At 62.2% G+C, this 15,366-nt stretch carries 18 protein-coding genes, 1 tRNA gene and 1 other RNA gene; 3 read left to right on the top strand and 17 right to left on the bottom strand.

The window, feature by feature from the left end; translation table 11 throughout:
* Positions 1 to 31: 31 nt before the first annotated feature.
* The 5 genes from C4900_RS05645 to orn form a co-directional block, all read right to left on the bottom strand.
* The gene (locus C4900_RS05645; protein WP_411675216.1) at positions 32 to 1,618 is read right to left on the bottom strand and encodes an APC family permease; all 1,587 of its coding nucleotides are present in this window, start codon (positions 1,616 to 1,618) and stop codon (positions 32 to 34) included.
* Positions 1,530 to 2,879 carry an N-acetylmuramoyl-L-alanine amidase gene (locus C4900_RS05640; RefSeq protein ID WP_083995595.1) on the bottom strand — a complete coding sequence of 450 codons (1,350 nt, stop codon included), beginning with the start codon at positions 2,877 to 2,879 and terminating at the stop codon, positions 1,530 to 1,532. The genes C4900_RS05645 and C4900_RS05640 overlap by 89 nt, the downstream gene beginning before the upstream one ends.
* Positions 2,876 to 3,319, bottom strand: a complete 444-nt coding sequence (gene tsaE, locus C4900_RS05635; RefSeq protein ID WP_065968784.1) for a tRNA (adenosine(37)-N6)-threonylcarbamoyltransferase complex ATPase subunit type 1 TsaE — start codon at positions 3,317 to 3,319, stop codon at positions 2,876 to 2,878. Before tsaE ends, C4900_RS05640 begins: the two co-directional genes overlap by 4 nt.
* Before the next feature lie 2 nt (positions 3,320 to 3,321).
* Positions 3,322 to 4,638 carry an NAD(P)H-hydrate dehydratase gene (locus tag C4900_RS05630; RefSeq protein WP_170132422.1) on the bottom strand — a complete coding sequence of 439 codons (1,317 nt, stop codon included), beginning with the start codon at positions 4,636 to 4,638 and terminating at the stop codon, positions 3,322 to 3,324.
* A 73-nt stretch (positions 4,639 to 4,711) separates the two neighbouring features.
* Positions 4,712 to 5,269 (bottom strand): oligoribonuclease, encoded by a 558-nt coding sequence (gene orn / locus C4900_RS05625; protein ID WP_065968782.1) that lies wholly within the window; start codon positions 5,267 to 5,269, stop codon positions 4,712 to 4,714.
* Positions 5,270 to 5,556: 287 nt separating this feature from the next.
* On the opposite strand from orn, the gene C4900_RS05620 reads away from it, so the two are divergent.
* A complete protein-coding gene (locus tag C4900_RS05620; protein ID WP_065968781.1) occupies positions 5,557 to 5,889 on the top strand; it encodes a 4a-hydroxytetrahydrobiopterin dehydratase in 333 nt (110 codons plus the stop codon).
* Between the two features lie 7 nt (positions 5,890 to 5,896).
* Here the strand turns inward: C4900_RS05620 and recR are convergent, their stop codons facing one another.
* The 4 genes from recR to ffs all read right to left on the bottom strand — a co-directional run bounded on the left by recR (position 5,897) and on the right by ffs (position 8,728).
* Positions 5,897 to 6,496: a recombination mediator RecR gene (recR, locus tag C4900_RS05615; protein WP_065968780.1), complete on the bottom strand. Its 600-nt coding sequence runs from the start codon at positions 6,494 to 6,496 to the stop codon at positions 5,897 to 5,899.
* Positions 6,497 to 6,498: 2 nt separating this feature from the next.
* Positions 6,499 to 6,819, bottom strand: coding sequence for a YbaB/EbfC family nucleoid-associated protein (locus C4900_RS05610; protein WP_114282555.1), 321 nt, complete (start codon positions 6,817 to 6,819; stop codon positions 6,499 to 6,501).
* Positions 6,816 to 8,600, bottom strand: a complete 1,785-nt coding sequence (dnaX, locus tag C4900_RS05605; RefSeq protein ID WP_114282553.1) for a DNA polymerase III subunit gamma/tau — start codon at positions 8,598 to 8,600, stop codon at positions 6,816 to 6,818. The genes C4900_RS05610 and dnaX overlap by 4 nt, the downstream gene beginning before the upstream one ends.
* Positions 8,601 to 8,631: 31 nt before the next feature.
* An RNA gene (gene ffs / locus C4900_RS05600) (signal recognition particle sRNA small type) lies at positions 8,632 to 8,728 on the bottom strand.
* 149 nt (positions 8,729 to 8,877) lie between these two features.
* Between ffs and C4900_RS05595 the strand changes: the two genes are divergently transcribed.
* Entirely contained in the window at positions 8,878 to 9,750 is an 873-nt protein-coding gene (locus C4900_RS05595) for an ion channel (protein WP_211306783.1), read from the top strand.
* A gap of 346 nt (positions 9,751 to 10,096) precedes the next feature.
* On the opposite strand, the gene C4900_RS05590 is transcribed toward C4900_RS05595, so the two are convergent.
* Positions 10,097 to 10,187 (bottom strand) — tRNA-Ser (locus C4900_RS05590).
* Positions 10,188 to 10,275: 88 nt separating this feature from the next.
* Here C4900_RS05590 and C4900_RS05585 point away from each other — a divergent pair.
* Positions 10,276 to 11,154 (top strand): diiron oxygenase, encoded by an 879-nt coding sequence (locus tag C4900_RS05585; protein WP_114282552.1) that lies wholly within the window; start codon positions 10,276 to 10,278, stop codon positions 11,152 to 11,154.
* Positions 11,155 to 11,156: 2 nt separating this feature from the next.
* Here C4900_RS05585 and C4900_RS05580 read toward each other — a convergent pair whose 3' ends face one another.
* From C4900_RS05580 to C4900_RS05550, 7 genes are all read right to left on the bottom strand, one after another.
* On the bottom strand, positions 11,157 to 11,540 hold the full coding sequence (locus C4900_RS05580; RefSeq protein WP_065969474.1) for a BON domain-containing protein: 384 nt from the start codon (positions 11,538 to 11,540) through the stop codon (positions 11,157 to 11,159).
* Positions 11,541 to 11,601: 61 nt separating this feature from the next.
* Positions 11,602 to 12,006, bottom strand: coding sequence for a CsbD family protein (locus C4900_RS17160; protein WP_411675215.1), 405 nt, complete (start codon positions 12,004 to 12,006; stop codon positions 11,602 to 11,604).
* 192 nt (positions 12,007 to 12,198) lie between these two features.
* Positions 12,199 to 12,789 (bottom strand): ferritin-like domain-containing protein, encoded by a 591-nt coding sequence (locus tag C4900_RS05570; RefSeq protein ID WP_065969472.1) that lies wholly within the window; start codon positions 12,787 to 12,789, stop codon positions 12,199 to 12,201.
* Between the two features lie 113 nt (positions 12,790 to 12,902).
* The gene (locus C4900_RS05565; protein WP_065969470.1) at positions 12,903 to 13,280 is read right to left on the bottom strand and encodes a YtxH domain-containing protein; all 378 of its coding nucleotides are present in this window, start codon (positions 13,278 to 13,280) and stop codon (positions 12,903 to 12,905) included.
* A 31-nt stretch (positions 13,281 to 13,311) separates the two neighbouring features.
* A complete protein-coding gene (locus C4900_RS05560) occupies positions 13,312 to 13,494 on the bottom strand; it encodes a PLD nuclease N-terminal domain-containing protein (protein WP_065969468.1) in 183 nt (60 codons plus the stop codon).
* Between the two features lie 99 nt (positions 13,495 to 13,593).
* Complete coding sequence (locus C4900_RS05555; RefSeq protein WP_170132421.1) at positions 13,594 to 14,262, bottom strand: response regulator transcription factor; 669 nt, start codon at positions 14,260 to 14,262, stop codon at positions 13,594 to 13,596.
* 62 nt (positions 14,263 to 14,324) lie between these two features.
* Positions 14,325 to 15,347, bottom strand: a complete 1,023-nt coding sequence (locus C4900_RS05550) for a GGDEF domain-containing protein (protein WP_065969464.1) — start codon at positions 15,345 to 15,347, stop codon at positions 14,325 to 14,327.
* Positions 15,348 to 15,366 lie beyond the last annotated feature (19 nt).

Below are 15,366 nucleotides of genomic sequence, written 5' to 3'. Positions count from 1 at the left end.
ACCGTGAGGTTGAGGGGGGGAGGATGTCAATTCACTTCGCCGCGAGCTGACTGTGGGACCGACCGTAGGAGATGTAAATCCCAAGACCGATTACAAACCACACCACGAACCGTATCCAGGTCACAAGCGGCAGGCTCATCATGAGGTAAATGCAAAAGCCCATGCCAAGCAGCGGGACGACCGGACTGCCCGGGGCACGAAACGGGCGTGGGAGGTCGGGCCTCGTATAGCGCAGCACGAGAACACCGGCGCATACGATGGTGAACGCCGCCAAGGTCCCGATATTCACGAGCTCGGCGACATAGGCGATGGGCGTGAGCCCCGCGATCAACGCCATGAGCACACCACAGATCAGGATGACGCGCACCGGTGTTTGCGTGCGCGCATGGACGGCGGCGAATGACGATGGCAACAGACCGTCGCGCGCCATGGCCAGAAAAATCCGCGTAAGACCGTAAAAAAGTACCAGCATGACGCTCGTGAGACCCACGATCGCGCCTATGCCGATCAAAAGGGCCACCAGCGGATGGTCGAGATCCAGCATCGCCTGCGCGACGGGGGATGCCGTATCGAGCGTGAAATACGGCACGATGCTCGTCAGAAGCCCCGACACCAGGATATAGATCACGGTACAAACGAGCAGCGAGACGATGATACCGATGGGTAGCGAATGCTGCGGGTCGCGCGTCTCCTCGGCAGCGGTCGATACCGCATCGAAACCGATATAAGCAAAGAAGATCAATGCCGCGCCGCGCATGACCCCCGGCCATCCAAATGGCATAAAGGGATGCCAGTTACCAGGCGTGACGTGGAAGGCCGCGACCGCGATGAAAAGCCCGATCACCGCAAGCTTCACGATGACCATAAGGCCATTCAAGGCCGCGCTCTGGCGCACACCCGCGGCGAGCACGAGGCTCAGCACCAAAATGATGGCCGCGGCCGGCGCGTTCATGAAGCCCCCGGCGGCGGCATGCGCGGCGATCACCCCCGGGATCGGACGGTGAAACAGGCCAAGCCCCCAGGCCGCCACGGCATAAATATTGGCCTTGGTATAAGCGAGCGGCAAATGGATCCCTACGGATGCCAGCGCATTCCGGACATAGCCGGACCAGCCAATGGCCACCGCGGCCGTCGCGACTCCGTATTCTAAAACGAGATCCCATCCCACCGTCCAGGCCACGATCTCGCCCAGACCCGCGTAGGCGTAGCCATAGGCGCTCCCGCTGCCGCCGACGGCCGCGGCGAGCTCGGCATAAGAGAGTGCCGTAAAGGCACACGCCAGGCCCGAGATCAGAAACGACAGAACAATGGCAGGGCCGGCATCCCGCGCCGCCGCCACGCCGGTCAACACGAAAATCCCCGCCCCTATGATGCCGCCGATCCCGAGGAATATGAGGTCCATCGTGGTAAGGCAGCGGCGTAATCCCGTATCCGCACGCGGCCCTCCGATATCCTTGGTACGAAACCAACTCCTCAAGATGCTCGCCCTTGATCTCAATATGCGTAATGGTTCTGGTCCACCAGCCACCCTATCCTGAGGGGATTCGCAGCGACGCCCCAGCCTGCAGTATCCCGCCATGCAGGCCATTGGCGGCACGCAGAGCGGCGATCGACACATGGAAGCGTTGCGCGATGCCCGATAAGGTCTCTCCCTCGCGCACAATATAGAGACGCGGACCGGGCGCCATACCGAGCCGTGCCCGCAGGCGCGGGGCATCGCGCATAACCCCTTCCCATATGGCGTGCGCGATCTGCTCGTCGTACGCGGGACTATTCAGGCGCAGTGCCTCGTGAGGGTTCGAGATAAAGGCGGTCTCGATCAGGATCGATGGTATCGTCGGGGACAGCAAGACCATGAAATTCGCCTTCTCGACATGGTCGACGTGCACAGGTCCTATGGCATGCAGCGCGTGCAGAACGTCCTTCGCGAGATCGTAACTTGCCCGCCGCGTGCCGTTCTGGGTCATATTGAGAAGGATATTATGCAGAAACCCGCTGCCGGTCCCAAAGTGCGGGCCGCCGCCTCGGTCGGCCGCGTTTTCACTATGCGCAAGCCACCGGGCCTCGCGGCTCACGCCATGCTGAGACAGCATGAAGACCTCGGCGCCGCGCACATCCAGACCTTCCGGCTCCGGCAAGGCGTTCGCATGGATCGATATGAAAGCCGCTGCATGATGCTCCTGGGCCAACGTCACGCGCTCGCGTAATGGCACATAATAATTACCCGTGCGCGTCATGAACGCATGAAAGCCAGGAGTGGCATCGATGAGGGCCGCGAGATCGCGGCCGATGCGCAGCACAACGTTCTTTTCGCAGATATGATCGATTCCGCAGGCCCCGGAATCGATGCCGCCGTGACCAGGGTCCACGGCAATCACGATGTCCGGGGGCGCGGTGGGCGCCGCTACAGGGGCCAAATGTGCGACGGCCTGCGCCGGGGGCGGATCCGCAGCCGCCGGGGGCCCTGCGGCGGGACGGGTCGGGGGTGCCGAAAGAGGTGCGCCACCCGTGGCCAGCGACAGCGTCAGTCCGCCCGGCAAGGAATTGATGGCGTAGGACGCCTTACGGGTGAGATCAAACACCAGCCGCACCATACCATCGCGATGCGTAAACGCACGGATATCCTTTAAGGGGGCGGCGTGCTCTGGCCACAACGCGCGGCCACCCGGCAGTATCACGCCATGCAGGTCGACGACGATACGCGCCGGATCATTCAAGGAAAACGATCGCCAGACCACATGTCTGTTGCGCGAGAGGCGCACGATAACGGCGTGCGGACCGACACGCACCAGTGGCCGACCGATACGGATCGCGGCCTGGGCCGCCACAATGCCCCAGAAAAATCCCGCTACCCCTATAATCCACCAACGCGGCTTCACAACCTTAGACTGTCCACCACCTCACCCCCCCGTGGTGACATCCCCTGCAGATGGGCCTGTCTTGCATGATCGGTGACAGTGAGCCAAACGTCAACATCGGCGCGCAAAAGACCATGCGCGCGCTCGGGCCACTCCACGAGCATGAGCGTGCGACCATCCTGATAATCCCACCAACCGAGCGTCTCCAATTCTGCCGGCACCCGCAGCCGATAGAGATCGGCATGCACGACCCGCAAGCCCCCCAGCTCGTACTCTTCAACCAGCGTGTAAGTAGGACTTTTCACGGGCCCAGGGGCACCGAGCGCCCGTATGATCGCCCCCGCCAATGTCGTCTTACCACAGCCGAGTTCGCCGCGTAAAACGACTTGGTCACCGGCCCGCAAGGTGCGTGCGAACGCCTGCCCGAGACGCATGGTCTGAGACACATCGGGCAACGCCATGGTCAACACAGGGCCCCCAGCGCGGCACGCAGCTGCGCGGCCACATCGGAGGCCAAAAGGCCGCGCGGTGGCCCGCGCCTCGCCGCGCGGTCACCGGCGCGTGCATGCACGAAGGTCCCGAGGCGCGCGGCCGCGAGATTCGAGAGGCCCTGGGCCATGAGACCGGCAATAGTCCCCGCCAACACGTCACCCGTACCGGCCGTCGCCATCCCCGGGTTTCCAAACGGGCACAACCATAGGATATCGCCACCCGCCACCAAGGTCCCCGCACCCTTCAGAACACACACCCCGCCATAACGGCGCTGCAGTTCCACGGCCGCCCCCGGCCGATCCGCCGCCACGTCCGCACTCGTGACCCCCAGCAGGCGAGCTGCCTCGCCCCCGTGCGGGGTTAAGACCCAGTCGGGGCGCGACTCGGGCGCGTGCGCCAACCAATAGAGGCCATCGCCATCCACGACCATGGGCCGCCCCAGGGTGCGCGCTCGCTGCCACACGTCTTGCGCCCAATCCCCACGGCCGAGCCCGGAACCGACCAGTAACGCTTGTGCCCGCCCCCACGGGAGCTCCGCGGAAGAGGCGGCAAAGGCGATGCATTCGGGAAACGCCGCCGCCAGAACCTCGGCATTACGTTCGTGGACGCCCGCCACCACCAACCCCGCCCCGACGCGATAGGCGGCCACGGCGGCAAGCCGCACGGCCCCAGGCATCCCCAGGCCACCCCCGGCGATCACGAGTGTACCGGCATCCCCTTTATGCATGTCGACTCGTCGCAGCGGAAGCAGGGCGCGCAGATCGGCATTGTCGGGTATCAGGGCCCGCAGGTACCCCGCCGGATACGGCTGCCCCACATCGATCGTGGTCGTCTCGCCGCACCATGCGCGACCCGCGCCGGTCAGGGCCCCAATTTTGGCCCCCCCGCAAAATAGCGTGTAGTCCGCGCGCAGAGTATCTGGTTGGGGACAGCCGGTGCCAAGATCGAGTCCGGTCGGGCCATCCAACGCGATGATGGGACGGCGACTGGCCTGCGCACGCCCGACGAGATCGTGGTAGACGGCGGACAAAGGACCGTGCAGGCCGGTCCCGACCAGCCCGTCGATCAGTACGTCATGGGTGCGTAGTTCCTCGACATCGACGGCGTCGCCCGGGCGTACGAGTGTCACTCCGACCCCAGTCTTTTTGTAGCGTTCGGCGAGCGCCAGCACCTGGCGTCCGTTGCCTCCGGCCCCGACGAGCATTGCAATCCGCGCAAGCCGCGGGAATTTTTGCGTCACAAACTGCATCACGCCTGCGGCCATGCGGTGATCTATGGTCTCCGCCACCGCCCCAGCTGCCTGCGACTCGCCCGCCCAAAGAGTGCGGGGTGCGGGCGCATAAACCGGCTGCGATGGGGGCTTAGACGCCACCATGGGTCGGAAAGAGATGCTGACGGTAGTAGCGCAACTCCGCTATCGACTCGAGAATATCATCCAGCGCCCGGTGAGTATTCTGTTTGACGAAACCCGCGCACAATTCCGGGCGCCAGCGCCGCACCAATTCCTTGACGCTGCTTACATCCAGGTTCCGGTAATGCACATAGGATTCCAGGGTCGGCATAAGGCGCGCCAGGAAACGTCGGTCCTGACAGATGCTGTTGCCGCACAAAGGCGAGCGGTTCTTGGGCACCAACGGCTCGAGAAAGGCCAGCGTTCGGCGCTCGGCCTCGGCCGCGTCCATGGTTGTTGCGCGGATCCGCTCAATAAGTCCGGAGTGCCCGTGCGTGCGCCGGTTCCAGTCATCCATGCCCTGAAGAATGGATTCAGGCTGATGAATGGCGAGCACCGGGCCCTCGCCCACGATATTGAGATCGCTGTCGGTCACCACAGTGGCGATCTCGATAATGGCGTCGGTATCCGGACGCAGTCCGGTCATTTCCAGATCGATCCAGACAAGCGCGTTCGGGTCTTGCGCCATGCTGTCCTCCGCCCCCTATCCCATGAAAAATAGCATTGTGGTCGTAATCAGCCGATACTCTAGCATAAGGTGCCGGTCGCGCCCACGGAATGTCGCGGCCGGGATCTGGTAAGGCCTCTCGCCGGATCGCATAGGGAGCGCCAAGGGTGTATCGTGGGACCGAAGTGCCGCAACGGAGTCGGGCGTCGCGCGCAGACGCTTCTCCCCGAGCCTGGGATCGCGTCCCGGTGCCGACGTCGGCGCTTGGCTTATCCACACAAGGCACCATACCCGTGCAAGGAGCGACGATGACCGAATTGCGCCAGAAATCCTGCCGCCCGTGTGAGGGAGGCGTGAAACCTATGAGTCTTACGCAGGCCCGGGAACTCATGACCCAGATTCCCAAATGGACACTGGAAGAAACAGGGCCAGCGTTATTCCGTACTTTCCGCTTCGCGAACTTCTACGAGACGATGTCCTTTGTCAATGCCATCGCCTATATCGCCAATCGTGAGGACCACCACCCGGACTTGCGCGTGGGATACAAAGAGTGTGTCGTGCGTTATCAGACGCACGCCATCGGCGGGTTGAGCGACAATGACTTCATATGCGCCGCGAAAATCGACGCCCTGGAAATCTAAAACGCGCCTACGCCTCGCGACGCCCCGAAAATGCGCGAGCGAGCGTGCCGCGATCGATGTACTCGATCTCACCTCCGATCGGCACTCCGCAGGCGATACGGGTCGCCAGCAGATTGCGTCGCCGCGCGAGCTCCCCGATGTAGTGGGCGGTGGCCTCACCCTCGACGGTGGCGTTGGTAGCGAGAATAACCTCACGCACCACACCCCCGTCGAGCAAGGCCTCGAGCTTGGGCAGACCCAGCTCCTCTGGTCCAATACCGTCAAGAGGCGACAGCCGCCCCATCAATACGAAATACGTTCCACCAAAGGCCCCGGACTGTTCCAGGGACACGAGATCTGCCGGCGACTCGACGACGCACAGAAGTCCACTATCGCGTCGTGGCGAGCGGCAAATGGCGCAGATCTCGGTTTCACTGAAATTATTGCATTGTTGGCAATGGCCGATACGATCGACGGCGCGCAACAAGGCCTCGGCGATGTCACGAGCCACGCTCCGGTCGCGCCCCAACAAGTGGAATGCCATACGTTGCGCGGACTTGGTGCCTATGCCAGGCAGGCGACGTAGGGCGCGCTTCAGATCCTCGAGCGCCTTGGTATCGTTGCTCAAAATCAGAACGGGAGGTTTAGACCGGGAATGTTGAAGCCGGCGGTAAGGCCGGCAAGCCGCTCCTGGCTCATCTGCTCAGCCTTGCGCACGGCATCATTCATAGCCGCCGCCACAAGGTCCTCCACGACCTCGCGATCCTCCTTCAGGAGAGACTCGTCCAGACGCACCTTGCGCACATCATTGCGACAGGTCATCGTGACTTTGACGAGCCCACCACCCGCCTGTCCTTCCACCTCAAGCGTGGCAAGTTCCGACTGCGCCTTGCGCAGATTCTCCTGCATCGCCTGCGCCTGCTTCATGAGCTGTCCCATACCACCCTTCATAAATCTCGCTCCTCTGCTGTGCTATTGCGCGGTCGCATGGAACCCTCGTTCACACGGGCATTGAACGTCCGCTTCAGGGCCGCTACCCCTGGATCAGCGGCGAGCGCCTCGCGTGCCCGACACTGCGCGGCCTCTTCAGCCTCACGGCGTAGATGGGCCGGCGTGCCGGTCACAGGAGCCACCACCACATCCACGGTGATAGGGTCTTTATAATAGGCGCAAAGCGCCTCCTTTAACATATCGATCCGCTCTTTGTTCAGGAGCTTGCCGGCCTCCGGATCCACGGTTACCACCACCCGATCGCCACTCTTATCCAACACGGCGTTCATGGCTATATGCTTCATAAGGCCGGCCAGACCAAGCCGCTCTAGAACCGAACCCCCTGGGGCGGGGGCGGTCTCCGTAACCACCACCGGGGACCGCGTCTGGTCTGCGGGCCTCTGGTCTGCGGGCCTCTGGTCTGCGGGCCTCTGGTCTGCGGGCCTCTGGTCTGCGGGCCTCTGGTCTGCGGGCCTCTGGTCTGCGGGCCTCTGGTCTGCGGGCCTCTGGTCTGCGGGCCTCTGGTCGCCAGCGGCAATCGGGGCGCCCCGTACGCTCACAGGACTTATTGGCGATTGGCCCGCTAGCGCGGCGCCCTCCTGACCCCCACTCCCGCGCGTATCGTGCGGCGCACGGCTTGGCCTCGCAATCTGCGGCTTACTCGGCACATCGCTGACCGGCCGGAACGCCAACATTCGCAAGGCCGTCATGCGCAACCCGGTCTCGGGATCAGGGGCCGCACCCATCTGACGACGCCCTAAGCACCCAATCTCGTAATAGAGCTGCACGGCCTCGGGAGGTAGCCGTTGCGCCATCCCCTGCGTCCACGCATCCGCCGATTCCGCGCTCAGCACCTGAGCGACTGCGATCTCATGCCAGGCGCGCACGATGTCACCCAAAAACACTTCTGGCGCCACGCCTAGCGAATAGGCCTCATCGATGGCCGCCAGTAGTGTGGCGCCATCGCCGTCAGCGAGCGCCGCGATCACCCGGTGCACAAGGTCCGGAGCCACCGCCCCGAGCATGTCGCGCACTGCCCCGGCCCGCACCGCCCCACCCCCCGCCGCGATCGCTTGGTCCAGTAGACTCAGGGCATCGCGAACACTCCCTTCGGCAGCGCGCGAAAGCGCTACCAGGGCCTCATCATCGTATTCCATGCCCTCTTCGCGCAGGATCGCGGCCATATGGTCGCGAATCTGGGTATCGGTCAGGCGCCGCAGGGCGAATTTCTGGCAACGTGATAGGACCGTGACCGGGAGTTTCTGCGGATCCGTGGTTGCGAGAATAAATTTGACGTGTGGCGGGGGCTCCTCCAGGGTCTTGAGAAGGGCATTGAAGCTATGGGTCGAGAGCATATGGACCTCATCGACGAGGTACACCTTGTAGCGCCCGCGGGTCGGTGCGTACTGCACATTATCGAGAAGCTCACGGGTATCGTCGACCTTGGTGCGCGAGGCCGCGTCGACCTCGATGAGATCGGCGAATCGCCCGGCGTCTATCTCCTGGCAGGCCGAACACTTCCCGCACGGGTCGGGCCCCATCCCTTGCTCACAGTTCAAAGCCTTGGCAAGGAGACGCGCCACGGTGGTCTTGCCGACGCCACGGATGCCGCTGAAAAGATAGGCATGGTGGACACGCCCTTCGCTCAAGGCAAAACGCAACGCGCGGACCACGGAGTCCTGACCCAAAAGCTCTGGGAATGTGCGCGGACGCCATTTTCGCGCCAGCACCAGATAACTCATGAGGGTCCTCGCAGCCAATAGGGGTGGCGGCTTGGGCCGGCCCGACGCTGCACCCGACCGGATCGCTACGGCTGCTTCCTTCCGGACCTGACCGGGTTTACGATCGATCGCCACAGCGGGGGTCGGCCGTCACCGCCATTGAACATCTCTGGATACTTCATCCAGAACGACGAGGTTAGCATAATGAGAACAAGCCGGCAAAACGCCGTTTCTCCACCCCCCAAACGCCCACCCGCCAATGCGGGTACCGTTCCCTTGGCCAAGGGGGTCACGACTCGTGACCCGCAGCCTGAAAACTCGCATCGCCAACTGGGTCGCCGCCGGACGCAATGTCGTAGGAGACCTGTATCACGCCCTCATCACCATGGGCTGGCCGGCCTTCCTGCTCGGCATCGGCGTCATCTTCGTGCTCGCGAACAGCGCCTTCGCGCTCGCCTATCTGGCCCAACCCGGGGCTATCGCCCACGCCCGGCCCCAATCGTTCGCCGACGCGTTCTTCTTCAGCGTCCAGACCATGGCCACCATAGGTTATGGGATCATGTACCCAGGCACGTTCTACGCCAACGTGCTCATGAGCCTGGAGACCCTGATCGGCCTGTTCGGCGTGGCGTTTGCCACCGGCCTTGCATTTGCGCGCTTCTCGCGCCCGCGCGCTCGCATCCGCTTTAGTGAAGCGGCGGTGGTGAGCCTCTATCACGGCGTCCCCACACTCATGTTCCGGGTGGCCAACCAACGCGGCAACCAGATCCTCGAGGCGCGCGTGCAAGTGACGCTCTTGCGCACCGAGCACAGCCCGGAAGGCCAACGGATGCGCCGGTTTCGGGACCTCGTATTGCTGCGCGATAGCACGCCGAGTTTCAGCTACTCGTGGACCGTAATGCATCCCATCACCAGCAACAGCCCGCTGTCGGGGACATCGCGGGCAACCCTCGAAGAGCAGGATGCTGAACTCGTAGTGATCCTGGCCGGCCTCGACGAGACCCTCTCCCAGACCATCCATGCGCGGCATGTGTACAAACCGGCCGCGATCCACTGGCGCCACCGGCTACGCGACATCCTCTCCAAGGATACCCACGGCAACTACCTCATCGATTATCGCCACTTCGACGGTATCGAGATCGAACCACCAGAGACCCAGAGGGAGGCGTAAGCGCAAACCGCCGACGGCGCACCGTCGCGCACGCCCATGTTCCCATGAGGCCCGGGGCTTTCTCTACGAAACAGGAGCGACTCGGATATGTAAATGCAAGTGGGCTTGTGACAGCCCCCGCGAAACCATGCGTTCCGCGAGACCGGGCGCATGCACCGGCGCGCCGCCGACCGCTCTGCGCAAACGGCAGTGGCGTGCTTGTCCCATTTTGCGACAATGCGGCACACCCAACCCCGCAGCAGACCTGGCGCGCTCTGGGGTTGCCCACACGCTACGGGGGTCCCGACGTCCGTAACCGGGCTTGGAACCGCGACCAAGAGGGCACCGGAACCTAGGACTGATAAAGTGGCGGAGAGGGAGGGATTCGAACCCTCGGTACGCTTTTGACGTACACACACTTTCCAGGCGTGCTCCTTCAACCGCTCGGACACCTCTCCCGCAGGGCGCCAAGACTAACCCAGGTTCACGGCGCGCGCAACGACGGGCCCTAGGCCGGCATCGACAACGGCGGTATACTGCGCATCCATGGCCAACCCCGATTTCCTGAAGAGCTTACCTTCTTTCGCGGAACGCGCCACACAGCTTTCCCGCCACAGCACCCCCTATCGCGATCCCGTGGCACGGATCCACTGGGAGCGACTGTCACGACATGCGTTCTGGTTGCCCGAGCAAGCGGTCTCGTTGTATGGGATCGAGGAATACGATGCCTTGCCGTTGGCCACCCGCCAGACGCTTTCGCACCATGAATTCGCCCGGTTCCTGAGCGCTGGCGTCTGGCTCGAGAGCCTATTCCTGCAGAGACTCGCGCACGCGACACTCAAAGGTCCGCGTGCCACGCGCATCTACCATCTTCATGAGCTGCGTGAAGAGGCCGGGCATAGCCTCATGTTTCTCGAGTTCTTTGAGCGCTCTGGACTCGACGATTCCGCAACCGCCGCACACTTTGATCGCTGGCTGACATTTCTGGGTCGGCGACTACCCTTCCATTCGACGCTCTTTTGGAGCGCCATTCTGCTCGGAGAGGAGGTGCCCGACCGGCTCAACCGCTATGTGCGCCTGCACGCCCAAGGCGTGTGCCCCGTTGCCGTCGAGCTGTGCGTCCTCCATAGCACCGATGAGGCCCGCCATATCGCCTATGGGCAAGAGGTGTTGCGACATCGCCTGGAGCGTGCCGGACGTATGGCGCGCCTCGCTCTGGGGCATGCCTTGGGTCGCCTGCTGCGCCGATTCGTTGCCACTTTCTACTACCCGCCCCAGGACCTTTATATGCGCGCCGGCCTGCCGGCCGGGCCTTGGGCGGCGCGCGCCGCCCGTCACATACTACGCCGCCAATTCGTGGCCCATTGCCTGGGCCCGACCGTAGCCCGTCTGCGCGGGCTTGGCCTTGCCATCAGTTGGCCTTAAAGCTAACTCCCGTAACCTGAGGAAGAACTCGCGCCAGCCCCGCCGCCGGTCGTGTCCTTCACCACGAGATCGTTGCGCACGCTCACGACCCCCGGGGTGGTACGCGCGATATGCATGGCCTCACGGACTTGGCTTGCGCGATTCACAAAGCCGCTCAAGATGACATGGCCACGATAAGTGTCGACCTTGATCTGGAACCCTTCAAGGGCCTGATCCTCGAGGATGCGCGCCTTGATCTTGGAGGTGATCGCGGCATCATGGAAATACTGTCCCGTAGTCTCGCGCGAGGGCGTAGTTGAGCAGCCGGCGCCCAGCGCCAAAACCGTCCCGATCACGGCGCTTGCCAATATCCTCTTGGGACCCACTATCCGCAGTGCATTCGTCATATAGCCGTCCTCTCGTTGTTGTTGTCTCCGGGATCAGCCGCGGCAGGCCGCAGCATCCGCCTCATACCTCCAGAGAATCTATCCATTTCTTGATTGCTTCCCGAGATTCTCCGTAACGCTCCTGGATCTTGCCCACCAGTTTATCGTAATTCCCGGCGGCCTCGGTAAGGTCGTCGTCTGTGAGCCGCCCCCAGCGGCGTTTGGCCTCACCCTTCACCTGACCCCATTTACCTTTCACCTGCTCCGTGTTCACAGTAACCCTCCGCATGTAACCCGCATCCGGCCCCTCACGACCCATCGCCGTTGGAATCGCCTTGATCATCATTGTGGCGATGATGATCATTACTATGTCCATTGCTTTGATCATCACTATGGTCGTTACTATTTCCATTGCTCTGATTATCACTCTGTTCGTCGCTATACCGATAATGCCCGGGACGGGCAACGCGTACAGCAGGGCCCGCATGGCTCCAAGACGGTCCGTAACTCAAACCGTTATAGACGGCTGACGGCACCCGTGCCGCCGACGCCATCACTGGTGTTGCGACGAGCGCCAGGGCGTACAGAAGATGCCTGCTGGTCATCATATAGGTCTCCTTCATCCGACGAATGGGTAAAGACCCATTATCGGGTGATAAGCAGGAGCCCGAATCTGACCTTAGGCCGTGCGGGAGCTAGGTTCCAGATGCGCAGACTGTGGGGGACGTAAGTGGGGCGCCACGAAAGGCGAAATATCGCGGGGGCACGCCGCCCCATCGCTCGCGTCCCGACCCAAAAACTCCAAAAGCCAGACTTGGTGGGCAATCTCTTCATGCAAGATCGCCAGAACCAGATTATAAGTCCGATTATCCTTGCCTGCGGTAGCGCTGCAGAGCTGGGTATAGGCCCGCACCGACTCCTCGGTCGCCTTTAATAGAATAGGGATGATCTGCGGGACATCCGCCTCGGCCGGCAGATTGCGCAAGGCGCCAAGTCCTCCGAGTTCACCGGCAAATATCGCTGGCAGACGACCGCCGAGTTCATAGATGCGCGGCACGAGGGCCTCAAAGTGGTTACGATCCTCCTCCCGGGCATCATCCACTACCCTGCGCAAGGCATCACCCTTGACACCCACAAGATGCATACGCAACAACGTGTAGTAGTAATAGTTGCCAATCTCGCCTAGCGCCCGCTCGACCAACAGGTCCACGAGCCGCTGGGCATCGACACCACTCCACTCCACGAGCTCCCTCGCCACGCACCGTACCATGATCGCCTCCTTCGATAGACTCCCTTGGGGCGACCGATCCCGGCGCCCTCCACCAGCCAGACCTATTGTCGGACGGATGCGCCCGCTCGGCGATCAGACCTTGGTCCGAGGGCTCACTGGTAGCCAGGCGCGGCGCGCTCGTGGGTCGTTTCGTCGCCAACGTGCGGCGCATTCCCGCTTTCAACACTCGAGGCTGCCGCTGCCACGGCGCCACGCGCCTTGTCACGACCCTGGTCCATGACGTCGGCTACCCGCCTCGTCACGCTGCGCGTAGCCTCCCGCGTCGCGCCGACGACGTCGCGCACCGCACCCGCGACGCGGTCGCTCTTGGTCTTTGCGAACTCGCTCAACGAGGAACGGACTTCCCGTCCGGACTTCGGTGCCAACAAAGTGGCTGCCGCGTAGCCAACCGCCACACCGGTCACAAATAACATGATCTTGGGACCAGTACGAGCCGGGGAGACGGGTAGGTATTGTGCTTTGGCTTCCATGAAAACACCTCCTGAATGGGAAATTCTGGCTTCAGACATCGCGCGGACTGCGTCCCACCAAGTAATACACGATCATACCCACCAGCGGAAACACCAGCACCACTACGATCCACAACACTTTATGGCCGATACGCGCAGACCCCAGCAGTATGCTGATGATGGCGATCACGTCGAGAACCACTATAACGGTCCCCAAAAGCGAGTATGAGCCCATGTCCCTCACCCTTTATCGTTCTTGCGACCTACGAGGCAGACATGAGTCTACGCGCAGTCCTCACATCCGCCATCGACCTCAGGGCCTATATGGTGAGCGTCAGGTGGGGAAGATGTAATGGAAAAACTCGGTGCGGCTCGAAACACCGCATTTCTCGTAGATCGTGCTAATGTGCTGCTTTAATGTCTTCTCGGAATTCCCTGTTAGTCTTGCCATTTCCTGAGTCGAAAGCCCCTTGAGCAGGAGTCGCGCCACCTCACATTCCTTGTTGGTCAGGGTGGCCTGATTCAAGGCCCGCTCCCGCGCCCCGATAAGCCCTTTGGGCTCCTGCCACAAGCGCTCCAACACACGCTTCAAGTCGCTTGTGGAGAACGGCTTCTCAAGCAAATAGGCAGCGCCGTGATTCAAGGCCTCCTTGACGCGCGTCTGATCGGCGAATGCGCTGATCACAACCACCGGAATGGGCATCCCCGCCTGCTCGATCTTTCGCAGGATCTCAAGCCCGTCGGGCTTCCCGGTATCGAGCATGATGTCGGTGATCACAGCGTCATACGACATCTCCTTCCATGCCGCCAGTGCCTCTTCGAACGTCGAGACCCACCGGCATGCCATGCCAAGCCCCTGCAGGGACTGCGAAAGCGCCTGCCCAGCCACGGCCTCATCCTCAATCAACAGTATCTGCCGAGTGCGGCGCATGGTACCGGTATCACGACGTCGCGATTCCTGCATCCCGGACGCCAAACCGCTCTTTGCCAATCGTGCCGTCATCACTTCCCCTTTTTCTGCCAACATACTATTTTGGTCGCCTTACAACAACTCCCGCCGCGCGATCATTGCACCGCCCCACGTACCGGCACCGCAACACGCCCCTTGCGGCTCTTGGCCGCCAACAACTGCGCATCAGCCGCACGTCGCAAAAACTCTGCGGATGTCGCCGGATACGTAGAAATACTATAGGAAAACCGCATAGGCCATAGAGACATCGTGCTTTCGGCAACATCCTTTACGAGCCTCACAGCCAACTCGTTGGCCAATCGCTCACCGATCTCTGGCAAAATCATGGCAAACTCATCGCCCCCGATCCGGCAGGATATATCCACACCTTTACGGGCCCGCTCTGCAAGCACCTTGGCCGTGCGCCGTAAGATCTCGTCGCCGCCCGAGAGTCCGAGATGGGTATTGGCCTCCTTGAAGTCGTCAAGATCGATCAGGAGCAAGGAGACGTCCCGCCGATACCGTTCCGCGCGCGCCAATTCCCGGTTCAACGCCCTATCGAAGTTCCGCCGATTTCCTATCCCGGTTAAATGGTCGTGCTCCGCAAGCCATGCCACGCGCGCATACTCAGCACCGTTGCGCACGCTTAAGGCCAATATCCGCGCGCAGGCCTGGGCAAAATGCCGCTCCCAGGCCGAAAAGTCCTCGCCGGCGCCATCACGAATGAAGTCCAGACGTCCTACGCAGACATAATCCACAGCCAGCGGCACGGTGAGAACCACAACGCCGCGCTCGGATCCTGGTTCGCCTCGGAAATACGGCAACGCCGCGATATCGGCGTCGCGTGCGGCGTGGATTACATCCAGGTCACAGAGGCTGAGCTCTGGCGAACGCTTGAAGGCACAGGTTTCTATAGCGGCGTGGTCACCAGCCCGTGACCAGTGCGCACGCACCTCGAGGACTTCGCTTTCCAGTTGGAGTATTACCGCATGCTCGCACGGGATAAGCTCAGCCATGGCCGTCAACGTCGCCGGAAGGGCTTCATCGAGATCCAGGGACTTCCCGGCGAGGTACGCGATCTGCATGAGCCAGTCGAACCCCGTCCCCTCGATCTTACCGCGGCTCTCATCCGGCCCCATGTCGTAGCGCTCATTGTAT

It is taken from the genome of Acidiferrobacter thiooxydans (assembly GCF_003333315.1).
Taxonomy (GTDB): domain Bacteria; phylum Pseudomonadota; class Gammaproteobacteria; order Acidiferrobacterales; family Acidiferrobacteraceae; genus Acidiferrobacter; species Acidiferrobacter thiooxydans.
The sequence above is the reverse complement of the archived record's forward strand: the minus strand, read 5'-3'. Positions and strand labels throughout refer to the sequence as shown.